At 73.6% G+C, this 21569-nt stretch carries 15 protein-coding genes and 1 tRNA gene; 2 read left to right on the top strand and 14 right to left on the bottom strand.

Annotated features, from left to right (window positions below; genetic code table 11):
* The 3 genes from BM142_RS00005 to BM142_RS00015 form a co-directional block, all read right to left on the bottom strand.
* On the bottom strand, nt 1-1383 hold a 1383-nt coding region (locus BM142_RS00005), incomplete at its 3' end, for a DUF222 domain-containing protein (protein ID WP_139228720.1).
* 241 nt (nt 1384-1624) lie between these two features.
* Nucleotides 1625-2953, bottom strand: a complete 1329-nt coding sequence (locus BM142_RS00010) for an ABC transporter substrate-binding protein (protein ID WP_092194759.1) — start codon at nt 2951-2953, stop codon at nt 1625-1627.
* Between the two features lie 255 nt (nt 2954-3208).
* The gene (locus BM142_RS00015; RefSeq protein ID WP_092194760.1) at nt 3209-3832 is read right to left on the bottom strand and encodes an ANTAR domain-containing response regulator; all 624 of its coding nucleotides are present in this window, start codon (nt 3830-3832) and stop codon (nt 3209-3211) included.
* Between the two features lie 72 nt (nt 3833-3904).
* Here BM142_RS00015 and BM142_RS00020 point away from each other — a divergent pair.
* Nucleotides 3905-3978, top strand: a tRNA-Leu gene (locus BM142_RS00020).
* A gap of 215 nt (nt 3979-4193) precedes the next feature.
* Nucleotides 4194-5975 carry an aminotransferase class V-fold PLP-dependent enzyme gene (locus tag BM142_RS00025; protein ID WP_254790426.1) on the top strand — a complete coding sequence of 594 codons (1782 nt, stop codon included), beginning with the start codon at nt 4194-4196 and terminating at the stop codon, nt 5973-5975.
* Here the strand turns inward: BM142_RS00025 and BM142_RS00030 are convergent.
* The 11 genes from BM142_RS00030 to hisI form a co-directional block, all read right to left on the bottom strand.
* Nucleotides 5953-6831, bottom strand: a complete 879-nt coding sequence (locus BM142_RS00030) for an acyl-CoA thioesterase (protein WP_092194762.1) — start codon at nt 6829-6831, stop codon at nt 5953-5955. The genes BM142_RS00025 and BM142_RS00030 overlap by 23 nt on opposite strands.
* Nucleotides 6828-8243, bottom strand: coding sequence for a pyruvate kinase (gene pyk, locus BM142_RS00035; protein ID WP_092194763.1), 1416 nt, complete (start codon nt 8241-8243; stop codon nt 6828-6830). Before pyk ends, BM142_RS00030 begins: the two co-directional genes overlap by 4 nt.
* Nucleotides 8244-8333: 90 nt before the next feature.
* Nucleotides 8334-9824, bottom strand: a complete 1491-nt coding sequence (locus BM142_RS00040; protein ID WP_092194764.1) for a glutamate synthase subunit beta — start codon at nt 9822-9824, stop codon at nt 8334-8336.
* Nucleotides 9817-14472, bottom strand: a complete 4656-nt coding sequence (gltB, locus tag BM142_RS00045; RefSeq protein ID WP_092194765.1) for a glutamate synthase large subunit — start codon at nt 14470-14472, stop codon at nt 9817-9819. Before gltB ends, BM142_RS00040 begins: the two co-directional genes overlap by 8 nt.
* 447 nt (nt 14473-14919) lie before the next feature.
* Nucleotides 14920-15870, bottom strand: coding sequence for a prolipoprotein diacylglyceryl transferase (lgt, locus tag BM142_RS00050; protein WP_092194766.1), 951 nt, complete (start codon nt 15868-15870; stop codon nt 14920-14922).
* Nucleotides 15867-16697, bottom strand: a complete 831-nt coding sequence (gene trpA, locus BM142_RS00055) for a tryptophan synthase subunit alpha (protein ID WP_092195149.1) — start codon at nt 16695-16697, stop codon at nt 15867-15869. The genes lgt and trpA overlap by 4 nt, the downstream gene beginning before the upstream one ends.
* Before the next feature lie 29 nt (nt 16698-16726).
* Nucleotides 16727-18079 (bottom strand): tryptophan synthase subunit beta, encoded by a 1353-nt coding sequence (trpB, locus tag BM142_RS00060; RefSeq protein ID WP_092194767.1) that lies wholly within the window; start codon nt 18077-18079, stop codon nt 16727-16729.
* 43 nt (nt 18080-18122) lie between these two features.
* Entirely contained in the window at nt 18123-18932 is an 810-nt protein-coding gene (gene trpC, locus BM142_RS00065) for an indole-3-glycerol phosphate synthase TrpC (RefSeq protein WP_092194768.1), read from the bottom strand.
* 161 nt (nt 18933-19093) lie between these two features.
* Nucleotides 19094-19684 carry a Trp biosynthesis-associated membrane protein gene (locus tag BM142_RS00070; RefSeq protein WP_092194769.1) on the bottom strand — a complete coding sequence of 197 codons (591 nt, stop codon included), beginning with the start codon at nt 19682-19684 and terminating at the stop codon, nt 19094-19096.
* On the bottom strand, nt 19681-21177 hold the full coding sequence (locus BM142_RS00075; protein WP_092194770.1) for an anthranilate synthase component I: 1497 nt from the start codon (nt 21175-21177) through the stop codon (nt 19681-19683). The genes BM142_RS00070 and BM142_RS00075 overlap by 4 nt, the downstream gene beginning before the upstream one ends.
* Complete coding sequence (hisI, locus tag BM142_RS00080; protein ID WP_092194771.1) at nt 21174-21566, bottom strand: phosphoribosyl-AMP cyclohydrolase; 393 nt, start codon at nt 21564-21566, stop codon at nt 21174-21176. Before hisI ends, BM142_RS00075 begins: the two co-directional genes overlap by 4 nt.
* Between the last annotated feature and the right edge of the window lie 3 nt (nt 21567-21569).

The raw sequence follows: 21569 nt of genomic DNA on the forward strand, positions 1-21569 counted from the left end.
GGTGCCGGCATCGGCGGGGGGTTGCGGTCTCGGGAGCAGGCCCAGGGCGTAGGCCAGTTCCCGGACCAGCGCCGCCGGGACGGGCTGGCCGTCGACCTCCCCGGGCTCATCGCCCCCGGCGAGGGTGCCGGCGGAGGCCACGATGGTCAGGTGCGCCTGCACCGGTGGCCGGCCGGCGGCGTCGGGGCGCAGCAGCAGATCGACCAGGCAGTCCAGCATCCGCTGGTCGGTGCTGCGCTCGTCGCCGGGGAAGGTGCACTCCCGCGCGTACTGGCGCAGCACCCCCTCGCACGCCCGCAGCACCGGCAGCGGCATCGACGCCGACAGGGTGCCCATGCCGTCCTTGTCCGGATAGGCCCGCACCGCCCGGCGCTTGATGGCCGCGGCCAGCCGCCGGACCGCCGCCGAGGCGTCCGCGCGCAGCACCGCCCGCTGCGCGGAGACCCGCAGCTGCCCGACCGTGCGCCCGCCGGCCCCGGCCAGCAGCCGGGCCTCCACCGACGCCCGCAGCGCGTCGTCGGTGAGCAGGGACAGCTCGTGGGCCAGCATCCGGGCGTGCGCCCAGGAGATGGTGCCGGCCTCCACCGCGGCCACGGTGGCCGGGAACTGCTCCACCAGCACCACCGACTCGCCCAGCAGCGTCGACGCCGCCCGCGAGGACAGCGCCAGGGCCACCATCACCTCGTCCACCGCCCACTCGCTGACCCCGGTCAGCGCCGCCGGTCGGGCCGCCCGCGACGCCGCGGCCGCCGCCCCCACCTCCCCGTCGGGGCGGTCCATCGCCGCCGCCGGCCGGGCCGCGGCGAACGCCGCCAGCGCCCGCGCCTGCCGCGCCGCCTGCCGGCCCTGCGCCCGGTAGGCCGCCCCCGCCTCGGCCAGGTGCGCGGCCCCGGCCTCCAGCAGCCCGGCCAGCGCCGCGCACTCCGGCTCCACCTGCGCCCCGCCCGGATCGGCCGCGCCCACCTCGCCGGCGCCAGCGGCGGCCGCGCCGACCTCGGCAGCATCGGCGGCGCCCGCCTCGACCGCGCCCGCATCGGCCGACCCAGCGTCGGACTCAGCCGCCTCGGCCGCGCCCGCATCGGCCGATCCAGCGTCGGACTCGTCCGCAGCAGGGGTGCCCACCGGAGCGCCCGACTCCGGTTCGGCACCGGCTGCGGTGTCCTGCCCGGCCGCCGAGGGCTGCGGTTCGGTCGCGGCAGCGGCGGACTCCAGGGACGCCCTCATCGCCGGGCGGGAGATGTGCGGGGAGAAGCTGTCGAGCAGCACCCGCCGCCGCGGCGCGTACGACTCCGCGGGCGCCGACCGGCCGGCCAGCGTGGCGCGCAGCAACGCCTCGAGGACCGAGGGCCGGTCCTCCACGCTCAGCCGCGACTGATCGAACATGCGTTCGAGGATATCCACTCCGCACCGATCTGACCAGCGGGAATCCCGACTGTGGACACACGGGTCAGCTGTGGACGGCCGACCGCCTCAGATCGGGGCGACCGCCGACCATCGCACCGTGACCTCGCCGTGCCGCCCCCTCGCCCCTACCCCCGCCCCCACGACAGCACAGTGGCCCGGCACCGTGATCGGTGCCGGGCCACTGCGATGGTTCACCGGGTCGGGGACCCGGGGAACGGGATCAGCGCTGCGGGCCGATGCCGTTCTGGTTGAGCCCCTCGATGATCCGCGAGGACTCCTCGAACCCGATGACCACGATGGCGTCGGGGTTGAAGTCCACCATCTCCTGGACCTCGGAGTCGAAGTTCGCGGCCTGGGGGTCGTAGGTGATGCTCTGGATCGCGTCCTCCGACAGACCGGCGTCCATCAGGTTCTGCACCGTGTTCTCCGCGAGGCCCGTGCCGTACGGGTCGTTCAGGGCCAGGATGCCGACGGTGTTGTTGCCGTCCTCGATGATCAGGTCGGCCAGCGCCCGAGCCTGCAGCGTGTCCGGCGGCGCCGTGCGGAAGTACAGGTTGTTGTCGTTGTACGTCGTGAACTGGTCCGACGTGTTCGCGGGCGAGATCTGCATGACGCCGGCCTGCGTGATGGCGTCGATGACGGTGAGGCTCACGCCCGAGGACGCCGCGCCGACGATCGCGTCGACACCGCTCTGCAGCAGCCGGTCGACCGTCTGGGTGGCGGTGTCGGTCGAGGCGTCACCGGAGTCACCCTCGATCAGCTGCACCGGCTGGCCGAGGACCCCGCCGGCGGCGTTGATGTCCTGGACGGCCAGAGCCGCACCCGCGACCTCCGGGGGGCCGAGGAAGGCCAGGTTGCCGGTCAGCGGCAGCAGCGTGCCGATCACCAGCGGGTCACCCGTGGCGCCGGCGGGCGCCGGAGCCGGGCCCTCGTCGGTGGCGGCGTTGTCCTCGTCACCGGCGATGACGAACGAGGTGAGCTCGTCGTCGAGGGTGTTGTCGTCACCGAACTGCAGGAGACCGAAGCTCGCCTCCGCGGGCTCGCCCGGGTCGGCGAAGCTCAGCGGACCCGAAGCACCGTCGTAGTCGACGTTGCCGCCGGCGTCGAGGATCTCCTTGCACGACGCGAAGTCGGTGCAGGTGTCGCCGCCGAAGGTGAGGCCGTTGACGTACTCCTTGAAGACGTTGGCTTCCGTGCTGCCGGCGGCCTGGGCGGCCAGCGCCGTCAGGATCACCGCGTCGTACGTCTCACCGGCGTAGTTGTAGTCCTGCAGATCGGGGTCGATCTCGAGGAGACGGTTCTTGAAGTCGTCGGAGAGGTCGGTGAGCGGCGTGGTGCCCTTCATCCCGGCCAGTGCGCCTTCTTCGGAGAAGTCCTCGCCGAGGGCGTTACCCATGTTGCCGTCGGTGCCGTAGACGTTGACCTGCTTCTCACCGCTGTCGGCGCCGGCGTCGGTGCTGCCCTCGTCATCGCTACCGCCACAGGCGGTGATGGCGAGGAGGGCGGCACCGGTGACGGCGATGCTGCGGGCAGTGGTGCCAGTGCGCATCAAGGAACTCCCAGTGTCATCGTTCTCTGCGTTCCGATGGGCGATCCACGAGCCGGAACCGCCGATCGGACGCCGATCGGTGCGGAGAACCTAACTGCCAAAGGAAGGGATGCACCCGGCCTCGCACCGATAGTGATGAGGTCGTGATCTAGCCGATTTCCGCCGGTGCGGCGGCAGGAAGGCGGGGGACGGAACACGGATCGGCCGGCAGACGCCCCACGGGGACACGCCGGGGCCGACGGCCCGACACGCCGGTCAGACGGTCGGGTCCTCCGCCGCGGTGCCCGGCAGGGCACCGGCCGGGAGCCCGGCATCCACGATCGCCTGGGCGAGGGCCTTCATCGAGGTGCGCTGGTTCATCGCGGTCTGCTGGATCCAGCGGAACGCCTCAGCCTCGGTGAGGGACTGCTCGGCCATGAGCAGCCCCTTCGCCTTCTCCACCACCTTCCGGGTCTCCAGCCGCTCCTCCAGCGTGCGGACCTCGCCGTCGAGCGCCGTCATCTCGGCGAACCGGGCGCGCGCGACCTCGATCGCCGGAACCAGGTCGTTCTTCGAGAACGGCTTCACCAGGTAGGCCATGGCACCGGCGTCACGGGCCCGCTCGACGAGCTCCCGCTGGCTGAACGCGGTCAGCACGATCACCGGGGCGACCCGGGCGGCAGCGATCTGCTCGGCCGCGGACAACCCGTCCAGCACCGGCATCTGGATGTCGAGGATGACCAGGTCGGGGCGGAGCTCGGTCGCGCGGTCCACGGCCTGCTGGCCGTCGCCCACTTCCGCGACGACGGAGTAGCCCTCCTCCTCCAGCATCTCCTTCAGGTCCAGGCGGATGAGCGCCTCGTCCTCGGCGATGATGACCCGGATCGTCTCGCTGCTCACGGCGGCAGCCTATCCAGGCCGGCCCACCGGCACCTCACCGCTAGGCTGCTGCGGCGGCCGGGTGACCGGCGAGCCCCCGTACCCCAATCGGCAGAGGGAGCGGATTCAAAACCCGCGCAGTGTGCGTTCGAGTCGCACCGGGGGCACTCCGCGATCTTGTCGTCCTGCCGGACGACGACCGCCTCCACGTGCCGTCCCCACCTGCGTCGAGCCGTTCCCCGCGCTACCTCGGGGAGCCTCCGGCCCCCGCTCGGCAGCTTGCCTCGCAGGGCGGCTCGCGTTCCAGCGCCTTCGTCCTGCCGCCGCCTCGCTCGTCGGGGACCCCTCGGGCCCCGCTCCTCGCGGGCAATACTGTGATCTGGTGACCGAGCCCGTTCCGCACATGACCCCCGAGCAGTTCCGGCAGCACGGCCACGAGGTGGTCGACTGGATCGCCGACTACTGGTCGCGGGTGGGCGATCTCCCGGTCCGCTCGCAGGTGTCCCCCGGCGACGTCCGCGCGACCCTGCCGGCGCAGGCGCCGGAGCAGGGCGAGCCTTTCTCCGCCGTCCTCGCCGACCTCGACCGCGTCGTCCTCCCGGGGACGACGCACTGGCAGCACCCCGGCTTCTTCGGCTACTTCCCCGCCAACACCTCAGGCCCCTCCGTGCTCGGCGACCTGGTGTCCGCCGGTCTCGGCGTCCAGGGCATGTCGTGGGTGACGAGCCCGGCGGCGACCGAGGTCGAGCAGCACGTCATGGACTGGTTCGCCGAGCTCCTCGGCCTGCCGTCCTCCTTCCGCTCCACCAGCACCGGCGGGGGCGTCGTCCAGGACTCCAGCTCCGGTGCGAACCTGGTCGCCCTGCTGGCGGCGCTGCACCGGACCAGCACCGGTGCCACCGTCCGGCACGGCGTCGACCCCGACCGCGCCACCGTCTACGTCTCCGCGGAGACCCACTCCTCCATGGAGAAGGCGGTACGCATCGCCGGGCTCGGCAGCGACGCCGTCCGCATCGTCGAGGTCGACGCGGACCTGGCCATGCGACCCGCCGCGCTGGCCGCCCGGCTCGAGCGGGACGTCGCCCGCGGCTACACCCCGGTGCTGGTCTGCGCGACGGTCGGGACGACGTCGACGACGGCGATCGACCCGCTGGCCGAACTGGGGCCGATCTGCCAGAAGTACGGCGTCTGGCTGCACGTGGACGCCGCCTACGCGGGCGTGAGCGCGATCGTGCCCGAGCTTCGCGAGCTGCAGGCCGGCGTCGAGTGGGCCGACAGCTACACCACCGACGCCCACAAGTGGCTGCTCACCGGGTTCGACGCCACCCTGTTCTGGGTCGCCGACCGCGCGGCGCTCACCGGGGCGCTGGCCATCCTCCCCGAGTACCTCCGCAACGCGGCCACCGACGCCGGCTCGGTCGTGGACCTCCGCGACTGGCAGATCCCCCTCGGGCGCCGCTTCCGGGCGCTCAAGCTCTGGTTCGTGCTCCGCTGGTACGGCGCCGAGGGCCTGCGCGCCCACATCCGCTCGCACGTCGCCATGGCCCAGCAGCTGGCCGGGTGGGCCGGCGCCGACGAGCGCTTCGACGTCGTCGCACCGCACCCCTTCTCGCTGGTCTGCCTGCGGCCGCGCTGGTCGGCCGAGGTGGACGCCGACGTCGCGACCATGACCCTGCTGGAACGCCTCAACGACGGCGGCGAGGTCTTCCTCACGCACACCACCGTCGGCGGCCGGGCGGTGCTGCGGGTCGCCGTCGGCGCCCCGGCGACCACGCCGGCCCACGTCGAGCGGGTGTGGGCGCTGCTGCGCGAGAACCACGACTTCCTGGCGACCGACTTCGCGGCGGCGGCAGCCGAGCGGGAAGCCCAGCGGGCGGCGGAGCGGGCGGCGGCAGAGCAGGCCGCAGTCGAGCGGGCGGCAGCCGAGCAGGCAGCGGCAGAGCAGGCCGCAGTCGAGCGGGCGACAGCCGAGCAGGCAGCGGCAGAGCAGGCCGCAGCCGAGCAGCCAGCCGCCGAGCAGGCACCAGCCGAGCAGGCAGCGGCAGACCGGGCCGCAGCCGAGCAGGCACCAGCCGAGCAGGCAGCGGCAGACCGGGCCGCAGCCGAGCAGACGGCAGCGGAGGACGCCGGCGAGGAGTCCGTCAGTCCTTCAACGACCGGATGAGGCCCTCCTGGGCGACCGTGGCGACGTGCGTGCCGTCGGCCGACCAGATCGTGCCGAAGCACAGGGCCCGGCCCGCCGAGGCGGCCGGGCTGTCGGTCTCGTAGAGGAACCAGTCGTCGGCACGCACGGGCTGGTGGAACCAGACCGCGTGGTCGAGACTGGCGCCCACGAAGTCCGGCCACCCGCCGCCGAGCCGCGCGAAGCCCGCCGACAGCAGCGTCAGGTCGCTGACGAAGGTGAGCGCCGCGGCATGAACCGCGGGGTCCTCCCCCAGCTCGCCGGCGACCCGCAGCCAGGTGCGTGTCTGCGTGTCCGGCGGCGACTTGGGCGGCGCCGTGAACGGGTCCTGCAGGAAGCGCTGGTCGACCACGTTGCCCATGGCCGCCATCCACGCGGCGCGCTCGCCGTGCGCGGCGACGATCTCGTCCGTCCCGGGCAGGGTCTCCGGGCCGGGGACGTCGGGCATCGGCGTGGCGTGCTCGGCGACCGCCTGCTCGCCGGCGTGGAAGTCAGCGGTCAGGGCGAAGATCGCGACGTCCTCCCCCTTGCGGTGCTGCCGCGCGACGACGCGCCGCGTCGTGAACGACCGCCCGTCGCGGATCCGGTCCACCTCGTAGCGGATCTCCTCGAACGGGTCGCCGGGGCGCAGGAAGTAGGAGTGCAGCGAGTGCACCGCGCGGTCCTCCGGGACCGTGCGCCCGGCGGCCATCAGGGCCTGCCCCGCCACCTGCCCACCGAAGATCCGCTGCCGCTCGGTGCTCGGGGTCCGCCCCACGAACACGTCGCGCTCGCGCTCCTCCAGCTCCAGGACAGCGAGCAGCGCGGCGGCCTGGCTGCCCCCCGTGGCAGCGCTCACGAGTCGGTGCCCACCTCGTGCACGCGGATCAGGTTCGTCGAGCCGACGGTGTTGGGCGGGCTGCCCGCGACGACGACCACCCGGTCACCCACCCGGAGCCGGCCGATGGACAGCAGCGAGAAGTCGACCTGGGCGACCATGTCGTCGGTGTGCTCGACCTCCGGCACCAGGAACGTCTCCACACCCCAGGACAGCGCCAGCTGGCTCCGGACGCGCGCGTCGACGGTGAAGGCCAGGAGCGGCTGCCGCGGGTGCAGTGCGGCCAGCCGGCGCGCGGTGTCCCCGGTCTGGGTGAAGGTCGCCAGCGCCTTGACGTCGAGCGTCTCGCCCACGTCCTTGGCGGCCCGCACGATGGCCCCCGACCGGGACCGGGACACCCGCACCACGTCCGGGACCCACAGGTGGTCGCTCTCGACGGCGTCGATGATCCGCTCCATCGTGCGCACGGCACCGACGGGGTGCGCCCCCACCGAGGTCTCCCCGGAGAGCATGACCGCGTCCGCGCCGTCCAGGACGGCGTTGGCGACGTCGGAGGCCTCGGCGCGGGTGGGCCGCGAGTTGGTGATCATGGACTCGAGCATCTGGGTGGCCACGATGACCGGCTTGTTGCGTTCGCGGGCGGCCTGGATCGCGCGCTTCTGGACCAGCGGGACCTGCTCCAGCGCGAGCTCCACGCCGAGGTCGCCGCGGGCGACCATGATGCCGTCGAAGGCCTCGACGATCGCCTCGAGGTTCTCGACCGCCTCCGGCTTCTCCAGCTTCGCGATCACCGGGACGGTGACGTCCTCCTGGCGCATGATGTCGCAGACCAGCTCGAAGTCCGCCGGCGAGCGGACGAAGGACAGCGCGATGAAGTCCACGCCGAGGTGCAGGGCGAAGCGGAGGTCCTCCTCGTCCTTGTCCGACAGCGCCGGGACGCTCACCGCCACCCCGGGCAGGGACAGCCCCTTGTTGTTCGACACCTCGCCGCCCTCGACGACCAGGCAGAAGACGTCGGGGCCGTCCACGCGCACGACGGTGAGCGCCAGCTTGCCGTCGTCCACCAGGAGCCGGTCGCCGACCTGGACGTCGTCGGAGAGGTTCTTGTAGGTGGTCGACACCCGCTCGGCGGTGCCCTGGACGTCCTCGGTCGTGATGCAGACCTGCGCGCCGGTCGGCCAGTCCACCGGCCCGTCGGCGAAGGTTCCCAGCCGGATCTTGGGCCCCTGCAGGTCGGCGAGGATGGCGACGGCGCGGCCGGTGGCGTCCGAGGCCTCGCGGACCAGCCGGTAGGCGTTGGCGTGGTGCTCGTGGGCCCCGTGGCTGAAGTTCAGCCGGGCCACGTCCATCCCGGACTCGACGAGGGCCGTGACCTGCTCCGGGGAACTGGTCGCGGGCCCGAGGGTGCAGACGATCTTGGCGCGGCGGGGCATGGTGATAACGCTAGTGGCTAGACGAACTGCCGGCCCCGGCGGCCCGGGTCCTGCCCGCGTGTCGGCGGGGGGACCCGGGCCGCCGGCTGCTCATCGCAGGGCGACCATCGTGGGCGTCACCGGCGCCGGCAGCATCGACTCGCCGGTCAACCAGGTGTCGGCCGCGGCGGCCGCGGCGCGGCCCTCCGCGATCGCCCACACGATCAGCGACTGGCCGCGGCCCATGTCACCGGCCACGAAGACGCCCGGCTCGGTCGACATGAACGCCTCGTCGCGGGCCACGTTGCCCCGCCCGTCGACCTCCACGCCCAGGCCGTCGACGAGACCCTCGCGCTGCGCACCGGTGAACCCCATGGCCAGGAAGACCAGGTCGGCCGGCAGCTCGCGCTCGCTGCCCTCGATCTTGGCGAACCGGCCGTCGACCCGCTCGACCTCGTGCAGCAGGAGCGCGCGCACGGTGCCCGAGCCGTCGTCGACGAACTTCTCGGTGTTGACCGAGTACAGCCGCTCGCCGCCCTCCTCGTGCGCGCTGGAGACCCGCATGATCATCGGGTAGGTCGGCCACGGGTTGACGTCCTCGGCGCGGCGGTCCGGCGGCGCCGGCATGATCTCCAGCTGCGTCACCGAGGCGGCGCCCTGCCGGTGCGCGGTGCCGAGGCAGTCGGCGCCGGTGTCACCGCCACCGATGATCACCACGTGCTTGCCCGCGGCGTTGATCGGCGGGTCGTCCAGCTCGCCGAGCGCCTGCCGGTTGCCGTACGGCAGGTACTCCATCGCCAGGTGGATGCCGGCCAGCTCGCGGCCGGGCGCGGGCAGGTCCCGGCCGACCGTGGCGCCTCCGGCCAGCACGACGGCGTCGAACTGATCGCGCAGCTGCTCGGTGGACAGGTCGTCCTCACCCGGCCCGCCGACCTCGACGCCGGTCACGAACCGGGTCCCCTCGGCGCGCATCTGGTCCAGCCGCCGGTCGAGGACGGCCTTCTCCATCTTGAACTCCGGGATGCCGTAGCGCAGCAGCCCACCGATCCGGTCCGCCCGCTCGTAGACGGTCACGTCGTGCCCGGCCCGGGTGAGCTGCTGGGCCGCGGCCAGGCCCGCGGGGCCGGAGCCGACGACGGCGACCTTCTTGCCGGTCCGCTGGGCCGGCGTCTGCGGCTGGACCCAGCCCTCCTCGAACGCCCGGTCGATGATCTCCCACTCGATCTGCTTGATCGTGACCGGCGACTCCTGCAGGTTCAGCACGCAGGAGCCCTCGCACGGCGCGGGGCACAGCTTCCCGGTGAACTCCGGGAAGTTGTTGGTCGCGTGCAGCCGCTCGATGGCGTCCTGCCAGTCGTCGCGGCGCGCGAGGTCGTTCCACTCCGGGATCAGGTTGGCCACGGGGCAGGCGTGGTGGCAGAACGGGATGCCGCAGTCCATGCACCGCGCCGCCTGCCTGCGGACCTCCTTGGTCGGGAAGAGCGGGTCCTCGCCGTGCTGGCGCGCGGTGTAGACGTCCTTCCAGTCCCGGATGCGGACCTCGACCGGACGGCGCGGCGGCAGGCCGCGGTCGTACTTCAGGAAACCGGTGCTGTCAGCCACGAGCTGCCTCCATCACTGCCAGGTCGACGTCGGTGCCGTTGGCCTCCGCCATCCGCTGCGCGTCGAGGGCGCGGCGGTAGTCGCGGGGCATGATCACGCTGAACTGCTCGGACCACCGGCCCCAGTCGGCCAGCAGCGCCTGCGCCACCGTGGACTCGGTCTCGGCGGCGTAGCGCACGAGGACGTCGCGCAACCACTGCGCGGACTCGCCGTCGAGCCGGTCGATGTCGACCATGTCGGGATTGACCCGGTGCCGGGCGAGGTCGAGCACGTAGCCGACGCCACCGGACATGCCGGCCGCGATGTTGCGGCCGGTCGCGCCGAGGATCACCGCACGGCCGCCGGTCATGTACTCCAGGGCGTGGTCGCCGACACCCTCGACGACGGCCAGCGCGCCGGAGTTGCGCACGCAGAACCGCTCGCCCACCCGGCCGCGCAGGAAGATCTCCCCTCCTGTGGCCCCGTAGCCGATGACGTTGCCGGCGATGACGTTGTCCTCGGCCGCGAAGGACGCCTCGCGGGACGGCCGGACGACGATCCGACCGCCGGAGAGACCCTTGCCGACGTAGTCGTTGGCGTCGCCGAACAGCCGCATGGTGATGCCGCGCGGCAGGAACGCGCCGAAGGACTGGCCGGCCGACCCGCCGAAGGTGAGGTCGATCGTCCCGTCGGGCAGGCCCTCCCCGCCGAAGCGGCGGGTGACCATCGAGCCGAGCATCGTGCCCACGGTCCGGTTCACGTTCCGCACCGGCAGCTCCAGGCTGACCGGGCGGGCGTCGAGCAGCGCGCCCTCGCAGAGCTGGATGAGCGTCTGGTCCAGGGCGATGTCCAGCCCGTGGTCCTGCTCCTTCACCCGGCGCAGCGGGGCACCCTCGGGCAGCTCGGGGACCACCAGCATCGGCGAGAGGTCCAGCCCCTGCGCCTTCCAGTGCCCCACGGCCTTGCGGGTGTCCAGCAGCTCCGCGTGGCCCACCGCCTCGTCGATCGAGCGGAAGCCCAGCTCGGCGAGGTAGGACCGCACCTGCTCGGCCAGGAACTCGAAGAACGTGACGACGAACTCCGGCCGGCCGGTGAACCGCTTGCGCAGCTCCGGGTTCTGCGTCGCCACGCCGACCGGGCAGGTGTCGAGGTGGCAGACCCGCATCATGACGCAGCCGGAGACCACCAGCGGCGCCGTCGCGAAGCCGAACTCCTCGGCGCCCAGCAGCGCCGCGATCACGACGTCCCGGCCGGTCTTCATCTGGCCGTCCACCTGGACGGTGATGCGGTCCCGCAGGCCGTTGGCCAGCAGCGTCTGCTGGGTCTCCGCCAGGCCGAGCTCCCACGGCGAGCCGGCGTGCTTGAGCGAGGTCAGCGGCGCGGCGCCGGTTCCGCCGTCGTGCCCGGAGATCAGGACGACGTCGGCGTGGGCCTTGCTCACCCCCGCCGCGACGGTGCCGACCCCGACCTCCGACACCAGCTTGACGTGCACCCGCGCGTCGTTGTTGGCGTTCTTGAGGTCGTGGATGAGCTGCTTGAGGTCCTCGATCGAGTAGATGTCGTGGTGCGGCGGCGGGCTGATCAGCCCGACCCCCGGCGTCGAGTGCCGGGTCCGCGCCACCCACGGGTAGACCTTGCTGCCGGGCAGCTGGCCGCCCTCGCCGGGCTTGGCGCCCTGCGCCATCTTGATCTGGATGTCGTCGGCGTTGACCAGGTACTCGCTGGTGACGCCGAACCGGCCCGAGGCGACCTGCTTGATCGCCGAGCGGCGGAGGTCGCCGTTCGGGTCGGGGGTGAAGCGGTCGGGGTCCTCACCGCCCTCGCCGGTGTTGGACCGGCCGCCGATCCGGTTCATCGCGATGGCGAGGGTCTGGTGGGCCTCCTGCGAGATGGAGCCGTAGCTCATCGCGCCCGTGTTGAACCGCTTGACGATCTCGCTCGCCGGCTCGACCTCCTCGATCGGCACCGGCGGGCGGACGCCGGTGCGCAGCGTGAAGAGCCCGCGCAGGGTGGCGGCCTCCTCGGAGAGCTCGTCGACGGTGCGGGTGTACTTCTCGAAGACGTCGAACTGCCGCGAGCGGGTGGCGTGCTGGAGCAGGAACACCGTCTCGGGGTTGAACAGGTGCACCTCGCCCTCGCGGCGCCACTGGTACTCCCCGCCGACCTCGAGGCGGCGGTGCGCAGTCTCGGTCGGGTTCTCCGGGTAGGCCCGCCGGTGGCGCATGGCGACCTCCTCGGCGAGGACGTCGATGCCGACGCCGCCCAGCGGGCAGGAGGTGCCGGTGAAGTACTCCTCGATCAGGTCCTGCGAGAGCCCGACGGCCTCGAAGATCTGCGCCATCGTGTAGGAGCCGACGGTGCTGATGCCCATCTTGCTCATGACCTTGAGGACGCCCTTGCCGAGCGCCTTCACCATGTTGCGGACGGCCTGCGCCGGCTCGATGCCGGTGAGCGCGCCGTCGCGGATCAGGTCCTCGATGGACTCGAAGGCCAGGTAGGGGTTGACCGCGGCCGCGCCGTAGCCGAGCAGCAGCGCGACGTGGTGCACCTCGCGGCAGTCGCCGGACTCGACGACGAGACCGACCTCCATGCGGGTCTTCTCCCGCACCAGGTGGTGGTGCACCGCGGCGGTCATCAGCAGCGACGGGATGGGGGCGCGCTTCTCGTCGCAGTCGCGGTCGGACAGCACGATGATCCGCGCCCCGGCGGCGATGGCCTTGCTGACCTTGGTCCGCAGCTGCTCGACCGCCTCGGCCAGCGCCGCTCCCCCGCCGTTGACGTCGAAGTGGCCGGTGATCCGGACGGCGGCGTAGCCGGGCAGGTCGCCGTCGTCGTCGATGTGCAGGATCTTGGCGAGCTCGTCGTTGTCGATGACCGGGAACGGCAGGAACACCTGGCGGCACGAGGCCGGCGTGGCCTGCAGCAGGTTCTGCTCCGGCCCGAACGTGCGGCCGAGGCTGGTCACCAGCTCCTCGCGGATGGCGTCCAGCGGCGGGTTGGTCACCTGCGCGAACAGCTGGCCGAAGTAGTCGTAGAGCAGCCGGGACCGGTCGGACAGGGCGGCGACCGGGGTGTCGGTGCCCATCGAGCCGATCGGCTCGGCGCCGGAGGACGCCATCGGCGTCACCAGGACGCGCAGCTCCTCCTCGGTGTAGCCGAACAGCATCTGCCGGCGGACGACGGACTCGTGGCTGGGCCGGGACCGGCGGCGCTCGGGGAGGGAGGGCAGGTGCACCAGGCCGGCGTGCAGCCAGTCCTCGTAGGGGTGCTCGGCGGCCAGCGCGCCCTTGACCTCCTCGTCGGAGACGATCTTCCCCGAGGCGGTGTCGACCAGGAACATCCGGCCCGGCTGCAGCCGCCCCTTCGCGACCACGTCCGCGGGCGGGATGTCCAGCACCCCGACCTCGCTGGCCAGCACGACGACGTCGTCCTTGGTGCGCCACCAGCGGCCCGGCCGCAGGCCGTTGCGGTCGAGGACGGCGCCGATCAGCGTCCCGTCGGTGAAGCAGACCGCGGCCGGCCCGTCCCACGGCTCCATGATCGAGGAGTGGAACCGGTAGAAGGCCCGGCGGGCCGGGTCCATCTCGTCGTGGTTCTCCCACGCCTCCGGGATCATCATCAGGACGGCGTGCGGCAGCGACCGGCCGGACAGGTGCAGCAGCTCGAGCACCTCGTCGAAGGTTGCCGAGTCGCTGAAGTCGCTGGCCGTGACCGGGAAGATCCGGTCCAGCCCCAGCTCCGACGACGGCCCCGCGGGGCCGTCGAAGAACTCGGTGTCCAGCTTCGCCTCGCGGGCCCGCATGCGGTTGCGGTTGCCCTTGATGGTGTTGATCTCGCCGTTGTGCGCGATGAAGCGGAACGGGTGGGCCAGCGGCCAGCTCGGGAAGGTGTTGGTCGAGAAGCGGCTGTGCACCAGGGCGATCGCCGACTCGTAGCGCTCGTCGCGCAGGTCGGGGAAGAACAGCGGCAGCTGGTCGGTGGTCAGCATGCCCTTGTAGGTGATCGTGCGCGAGGACAGCGAGGCGATGTACAGCGAGCTGCCGGCCTCGACCGCGGCCCGCTCGGCCCGCTTGCGGAGCACGAAGGAGCGCCGCTCGAGCCGGGTCACGCCGTTGCAGGTGACGTTCCCGCCGAACGCCGTCTCGTCGGCCCGGCCGCCCATGGTCTCGGCCACGAACAGCTGGGCGAAGTGCGGCATGACCGCGCGGGCCGTGGGCCCCAGGTCGGCGCCGTCGGGATCGACGGGCACGTCCCGCCAGCCCAGGACGGTCAGCCCCTCCTCCTCGGCCAGCCGGGCCACGTCGGCGTAGCGGGCTTCTCGCTCGGCCTCGTCGGCGGGCAGGAAGGCGATGCCGACGGAGTACTCGCCCAGCGGCGGCAGGTCGAAGTCCACGCCCGCGCGCAGCAGCGCGTCGGGGACCTGCGTGAGGATCCCCGCACCGTCCCCGGAGTTCGGCTCCGACCCGGCGGCGCCGCGGTGGTCGAGGTTGTGCAGCGCCGTGAGGCCCTGGGCGACGATGGCCCGCGAACGACGGCCACGGGCGTCGGCCACGAAGGCGACACCGCAGGCGTCCTTGTCGTTCGCCGGGTCGTAGAGCCCCGTCCTCGCCGGGACGGCGGAGAAGGGAACTGCTGACGTCGCAGCGGCGGGGGCGGTGAGGTCGGGCATGTCACTCCCGTCGTCGGCGGCCGTCCGCGCCTCGGAGGAGGTCGCGGGCGGGGGCTCGTGGCCCGGGCCGGGGGTCTGAGGGGCCGGTGTCTGCAGGGCCTGCGTGGAGCGGGGCCTGCTCTGGAGGGTCATGGCGGGGCGGCACTGCGGAGGCCGGCGGCCGGGGGACGTCTATCCCGCCGCGGCAGGCTGGAGCCCATCGGTGGGTGGCCGACGGGCTGTCGTCCGCGGGGCGACGCTGGCCCGGTCCGACGGTGCGACCCGGCCAGGATCACCGGCGGGTCTGAGCGAAGGGTACACAGCCGTAACACGTGCCTCACCCGCCCAAACCCCGCGGCGCGGCGCGTCGGCAGGATCGCTGCGGTCACCGGCCGCCGTCGGGCGGCTGCGGGGGCCCCGGCCGGTGATCATCCTCACCGAGGGGATTCTCACCGGGCCGCCGGCGCCTCAGCCGGGTCCGGCCCGGCGGGAGTCGTCGTCGTGCACGGGATCGGGCTCGGCTGCCGGTTCGCCGGTCCGGTCGGCCGTCGCCGGAGGGACGTCCGCCTCGCCGCGGGTGATCACCTCGCGGGGCTTCCCGCGCTGCCAGAAGAAGTAGCCCAGCGCCAGCAGCCCGACCACGATCGAGGTGAACACGTTGAGCCGGACGCCGAAGAACGTCTCGGCCGGGTCGGTGCGCAGCAGCTCGATCCACAACCGGCCGGTGCAGTAGGCGACGACGTAGAGCGCGAAGGCCCGCCCGTGGCCGAGCCGGAACCGGCGGTCGGCCCAGATGACGAAGACCGCGGCCGCGAGGTTCCACAGCAGCTCGTAGAGGAACGTCGGGTGGAACGTGCCGAGCAGGATGGGCTCGCCGTCCGCGCCGAGCACGGCCCGGCCGCCGCTCCACTGGTAGATCTCCAGGGCCCACGGCAGGTCGGTGGGCCCGCCGTAGAGCTCGTTGTTGAACCAGTTGCCCAGCCGGCCGATGGCCTGCGCCACCAGCAGCCCGGGCGCCAGGGCGTCGGCGAACGCCGGCAGCGGGATCCCGCGCCGCCGGCAGGCGATCCAGGCGCCGACCCCGCCGAGGGCGATGGCCCCCCAGATCCCGAGCCCGCCCTCCCAGATGGCGAACGCCCGCATCGGGTCCCCGCCCTCGCCGAAGTAGGCGCGGGGACTGGAGATCACGTGGTAGATCCGGCCACCGACGATCCCGAACGGCACCGCCCACACGGCGATGTCCAGCACGTCGCCGGGTGCTCCCCCGCGCGCCACCCAGCGCTTCTCGGTGAGCAGCACGGCGGCGACGATGCCGGCCACGATGCAGAGCGCGTAGGCCCGCAACGGCAGCGGCCCGAGCTCCCACACGCCCTGGGTCGGGCTGGGGATCGCGGCCAGTGTGTCGACGACGCCGGTCACGGCCGCACTCCCTTCGCCAGGTCCTGGGACAGGGCCCGCACGCCGTCGGCGCCGCGGCCCTCGATCAGCTCCCGCACGTACGCCGAGCCGACGATCACGCCGTCGGCGAAGGAGGCGACCTCGGCCGCCTGGTCGCCGTTCGAGACGCCGAGCCCGACGCACACGGGCAGGCCGGGCGCCGCCTCACGGGTGCGGCGCACCAGTTCCTCCGCCGCGTCGCCGACCGTGGCGCGGGTGCCGGTGACGCCCATGGTCGAGGCGGCGTAGACGAAGCCGCGGCAGGCCGCCGTGGTCGAGCGCAGCCGGGCGTCGGTGGAGGACGGCGCGACGAGGAAGACCCGGTCGAGGTCGTGCCCCTCGGCGGCCGCGATCCAGTCGGCGGCCTCGTCGGGGATGAGGTCGGGCGTGATGGCGCCCGCTCCCCCGGCCGCGGCCAGGTCGGCGGCGAACCGCTCGACGCCGTAGCGCTCGATCGGGTTCCAGTAGCTCATCACGACCGGGACGGCCCCGGCCCCGGCGACCGCGGCGACCGCGCGCAGGACGTCGCGGATGCCCACGCCGGCCCGGACGGCGGCGTCCACCGCTTCCTGGATCACCGGCCCGTCCATCCCCGGGTCGCTGTACGGGACGCCGATCTCGACGATGTCCGCACCACCCTCGACCGCGGCCACCATCGCGGCGATCGACTCCTCGACGGTCGGGTACCCCACGGGGAGGTAGGCGATCAGCGCGGCCCGGTCCTCCGTCCGCGCGGCGGCGATGCGGTCGGCGAGTCGACTACCTCGACTCCCGGCTCGCTCCCCTCGCTCGCCGGCGCTCGCTGCCATGCTCACTCCCCCGTCGTTCTCGGCAGCGCTCACAGCTCGTCCCCGGCGGCCGGCCCGGCGACCGCGTCGCCCTGCGTCACGGCTCCGTCGGTCGGCTGCTGGTCGGTGTCCAGGCCGGGGCCCGGGTCGACCTCCTCGCGGTCGCCCAGACCGAACCACCGGGACGCCGTCTCGACGTCCTTGTCGCCGCGGCCGGAGAGGTTCACCAGCAGCAGCGCGTCCGGCCCCAGCTCCCGGCCCAGGACGAGTGCGCCGGCGAGCGCGTGCGCGGATTCGATCGCCGGGATGATGCCCTCGGTCCGGCAGAGCAGCGCGAAGGCCTCCATCGCCTCGGCGTCGGTGACCGGCCGGTACTCCGCCCGGCCGATGTCGTGCAGGTAGGAGTGCTCCGGCCCGACGCCGGGGTAGTCCAGGCCGGCGCTGATGGAGTGCGACTCCGTCGTCTGGCCGTTGTCGTCCTGCAGCAGGTAGGACCGGGCGCCGTGCAGGACGCCGGGCGTGCCGCCGGTGATCGTGGCCGCGTGCCGGCCGGTGTCCACGCCGTCGCCGCCGGCCTCCAGCCCCACCAGCCGCACGCCGTCGTCGGGGACGAAGGCGGTGAAGATGCCGATGGCGTTGGAGCCGCCGCCCACGCAGGCCAGGACGGCGTCGGGCAGCCGCCCCTCGCGCTCGAGCACCTGCTCGCGCGCCTCGTCGCCGATGACCCGTTGGAAGTCGCGGACCATCGCCGGGAACGGGTGCGGGCCCGCGACGGTGCCGAAGACGTAGTTCGTGGTCTCCACGTTGGTCACCCAGTCGCGGAAGGCCTCGTTGATCGCGTCCTTGAGGGTGCGCGAGCCGGTGGTCACCGGGATCACCTCGGCGCCGAGCAGCCGCATGCGGGCGACGTTGAGCGCCTGGCGCCGGGTGTCCTCCTCGCCCATGTACACCGTGCAGGACAGGCCCATGAGCGCGGCGGCCGTCGCCGTGGCCACGCCGTGCTGCCCGGCGCCGGTCTCCGCGATGACCCGCTGCTTGCCGATCCGCTTGGTGAGCAGGGCCTGACCCAGCACGTTGTTGATCTTGTGCGAGCCGGTGTGGTTGAGGTCCTCGCGCTTGAGCAGGATCCGGGCGCCGCCGGCGTGCTCGGCGAACCTGGGCACCTCGGTGACCGGGCTGGGGCGGCCGGTGTAGTCGCGCTGCAGGCGGTCGAACTCGGCGAGGAAGGCGGGGTCCACCCGCATCGCCTCGTAGGCCTCGGTCAGCTCGTCGAGGGCGGCGATCAGCGCCTCGGGCACGAACCGGCCGCCGAAGATGCCGAAATGGCCCGTGGCGTCTGGCCAGTCCGGGCGCGCCGGCAGGACACGTTCCCCGGGCTGCGTCGTCGGACTGGTCGTCGTCATGCCACAAGTGTCCCGCGCCGCGCCCCGCCTGCGGTGCCGGGGGTCAGCGCGTCGTGCGCGGTGTCGCGGGATGGCTGCCGGCCGTGACCAGGTCGGCGACCGCCTGCCGGGCGTCCCCGGCGGTGACCAGCCCCTCCCCGACCAGCACGGCGTCGGCGCCGGCCGCCGCGTAGCCGATCAGGTCGTGCGGGCCGCGCACGCCGGACTCGGCCACCTTCACGACGCCCGACGGCAGGCCGGGAGCGATCTTCTCGAAGGTGGAGCGGTCGACCTGCAGCGTGGTGAGGTCGCGGGCGTTGACGCCGATGACCGATGCACCGGCCTCCATCGCCCGGTCGGCCTCGGCCTCGGTGTGCACCTCGACCAGCGCCGTCATGCCCAGCGACTCCACCCGCTCGAGCAGGCCCACGAGCGCGTTCTGCTCGAGCGCCGCCACGATCAGCAGGACGACGTCGGCACCGTGCGCCCGCGCCTCGTGCACCTGGTAGCTGGTGACCACGAAGTCCTTGCAGAGGACCGGCACGTCCACCACGGCGCGCACGGCGTCGAGGTCGGCCTGCGAGCCGCCGAAGCGACGGCGCTCGGTGAGCACCGAGATGACCCGCGCTCCCCCGGCCGCGTACTGCTGGGCGAGGTCGGCCGGGTCGGGGATGTCGGCCAGGTCGCCCTTGGACGGGCTGCGCCGCTTCACCTCGGCGATCACCCCGACGCCGGGGGCGCGCAGGGCGGCCAGGGCGTCGAGCGCGGGGCGGGCGTCCAGCGCGGCGGCCTTGACCTCCGCCAGCGGGGTCGCCGCCTCGCGGACCGCGAGGTCCGCGCGGACGCCGGCGACGATCTCGTCGAGCACGTTCACGACCGCGAGCCTGCCGATGCCGCTGTGCGGAAGCTCACGCGGTCCTCCGGATGTCGCACGAGAAAACGTCCCCTCACCGGGCGGATGGGTGCGATCCACTGTAGAGGCGACGATCTCGCGCCCCGGCCGGGGGGCGGCTGAACCGGTGTCGACCGGTTCCGCTATGCGGTCGGGTCCTCGCCCCGGTCCAGCGCCTTCCAGGCCGCCTGGGCCCGGTCCTCCTCGGTCTCCCGGCGGCCGGCCGCCGCCCGCTCCGGGGACCGCTCGTACCGCCGTCCCATGCCGGGCCAGGCCCGGCCGCGCAGCACGACGACCAGCCCCGCGGCCACGGCCAGGACACCGGCGAGGGCGGCCAGCACCGGCCCCGCCGCGCTCACGTCGGTGCTCGTCACCGCCCCGCCGGCCCCGTCGAGCAGGCCGGCCCCCAGCCCCCCGGACAGCGCCCGGATCCCCGACCACGCCAGCACGCCCCCGGCGACGGCCATCACCAGGCCGAGCCCCACCCGCGCGACCGAGCGCACGGCCAGCAGCGCCAGCGCGGCGGCGAGCAGCAGCAGGCCGGCCGCGGGGACGAGCGGTGCCGCGTCGGCGCCGGGGAACGCCTCGACCAGCGGAGGCAGCGGTGGCACCCGCTCCGCGGTCACCTCGACCCACGTCTGGCCGCCGGCGACGAGCGCCAGGGCCCCGGCCAGCCCCGAGCCGCCGACGGCAGCGGTCAGCTCGCGCCGCGCCGCCGTGGGCGTGGCGCTCACCGCAGCTCCTGCAGGCCCTCGGCCGTGGCGATCGCCGACAGCACCGCGCGCGCCTTGTGCCGGGTCTCGGCCTCCTCGGTGGCCGCGTCGCTGTCGGCGACGATGCCGGCCCCGGCCTGCACGTAGGCGCGGCCCTGGTGCAGCACCGCAGTGCGGATGGCGATCGCCATGTCCATGTCGCCGCCGGCGTCGACGTACCCCACGGTGCCGGCGTAGAGCGCCCGGCGGGTGGGCTCCAGCGACTCGATGATCTCCATGGCCCGCGGCTTGGGCGCCCCGGACACGGTGCCGGCCGGGAACGTGGCGTCGAAGACGTCGAGGGCGTCGTGCTCCGGCGCCACCGTCCCGGCCACCGTCGACACCAGGTGCATGACGTGGCTGTAGTGCTCGACCCGCATGAAGTCGGGCACCTCCACCGTGCCCGGGACGCACACCCGGCCCAGGTCGTTGCGCGCGAGGTCGACCAGCATGACGTGCTCGGCCCGTTCCTTGGGGTCGGCCAGCAGGCCCTCTGCCAGCCGCACGTCCTCCTCCGGCGTCGCGCCGCGCGGCCGGGTGCCGGCCGGCGGGTGCACGACGGCGGAGCTGCCCGTCACGGTCACCAGCGCCTCCGGCGACGAGCCGACGACGTCGAACGGCGAGCGGCGGCCGGCGAAGCGCAGCAGGTACATGTAGGGCGACGGGTTGGTCGCCCGCAGCACCCGGTAGAGGTCCAGCGCGTCGACGTCGGTGGCCAGCTCGAACCGCTGGGCCAGCACCACCTGGAAGGCGTCCCCGGCGCGGATGTGCTCGCGGATGCGCTCCACGCCGTCGGCGTAGGCGCCGGGCGCGAGGTTGCTGGTCACCGGCGGCGGGTCGGCGCGCTCGAGCACCGCCACCCCCGGCGGTGTGCCCCGGGTGAGGTCGGCGGCCATGGCGTCCAGGCGCGCGACGGCGTCGTCGTAGCCGCCTCCGCCCCGCAGGACGTTCGCGATCAGCAGCACCGAGCCGTCGGTGTGGTCGAGCACGGCCAGGTCGGTCACCAGCATCATCGCCAGCTCGGGCATGCCGAGGTCGTCCGCGCTGGTCCGCGGGAGCCGCTCCAGCCGGCGGACGACGTCGTAGCCCAGGTACCCGACCAGTCCCCCGGTCAGCGGCGGCAGCCCGTCGCGGTGCGGCGACCGCAGCCGCCGGGCCAGGGTGCGGACGGCGGCGAGCGGGTCCTCCGGCAGGTCGTCGGTGAGCCCCGGAAGGTCGTCGCCCAGCCACTCGGTGACGCCGTCGCGCTCGGTCAGGACGCCGGCGCTGCGCACCCCGACGAAGCTGTAGCGCGCCCACCGCTTGCCCTGCTCGGCCGACTCCAGCAGCACCGTGCCCGGCCGGTTCCGGGCCAGCTTGCGGTAGACGCCGACGGCGGTCTCGCTGTCGGCCAGCAGCTTGCGGGTGACCGGGACGACCGCCCCGTCGAGCGCGGCGAACTCCTCGGCGGAGGGAGTGGTGACGCCGAACCTCATCGCTGCCCCGCCCCCGCCGGGTCGCCCTCCACCGCCGGGACGGTCCGGAAGAAGCAGCTGCGCTCGCCGGTGTGGCAGGCAGCGCCCTCCTGGTCGACGAGCAGGAGCAGCGCGTCGCCGTCGCAGTCCACGCGGACCTCCCGCACCCACTGGCGGTTGCCGGACGTCTCGCCCTTGACCCAGTACTCGCCCCGGCTGCGCGACCAGTAGGTGGCGCGGCCCGTGGTCAGGGTGCGCCGGAGCGCCTCGTCGTCCATCCAGGCCACCATCAGCACCTCGCCGGTGTCGTGCTGCTGGACGACGGCGGCCACCAGGCCGGCGTCGTCGTGCGTCAGCAGTGCGGCGACCTCGGGATCGAGGGCGGGTTCGGCGGACGGAGCGGTGGACATGCC

Origin of the sequence: Blastococcus tunisiensis (genome assembly GCF_900112815.1) — a bacterium.
Classification (GTDB): Bacteria; Actinomycetota; Actinomycetes; order Mycobacteriales; family Geodermatophilaceae; genus Blastococcus_B; species Blastococcus_B tunisiensis.

Excerpts from the sequence above, each read along its gene's own strand:
- hisI (WP_092194771.1), bottom strand. The coding sequence starts at position 21,566 with ATGTCCACCGCTCCGTCCGCCGAACCCGCCCTCGATCCCGAGGTCGCC.
- trpB (WP_092194767.1), bottom strand. The coding sequence starts at position 18,079 with ATGACGACGACCAGTCCGACGACGCAGCCCGGGGAACGTGTCCTGCCG.
- BM142_RS00075 (WP_092194770.1), bottom strand. The coding sequence starts at position 21,177 with ATGAGGTTCGGCGTCACCACTCCCTCCGCCGAGGAGTTCGCCGCGCTC.
- gltB (WP_092194765.1), bottom strand. The coding sequence starts at position 14,472 with ATGCCCGACCTCACCGCCCCCGCCGCTGCGACGTCAGCAGTTCCCTTC.
- pyk (WP_092194763.1), bottom strand. The coding sequence starts at position 8,243 with ATGCCCCGCCGCGCCAAGATCGTCTGCACCCTCGGGCCCGCGACCAGT.
- trpA (WP_092195149.1), bottom strand. The coding sequence starts at position 16,697 with ATGGCAGCGAGCGCCGGCGAGCGAGGGGAGCGAGCCGGGAGTCGAGGT.
- BM142_RS00010 (WP_092194759.1), bottom strand. The coding sequence starts at position 2,953 with ATGCGCACTGGCACCACTGCCCGCAGCATCGCCGTCACCGGTGCCGCC.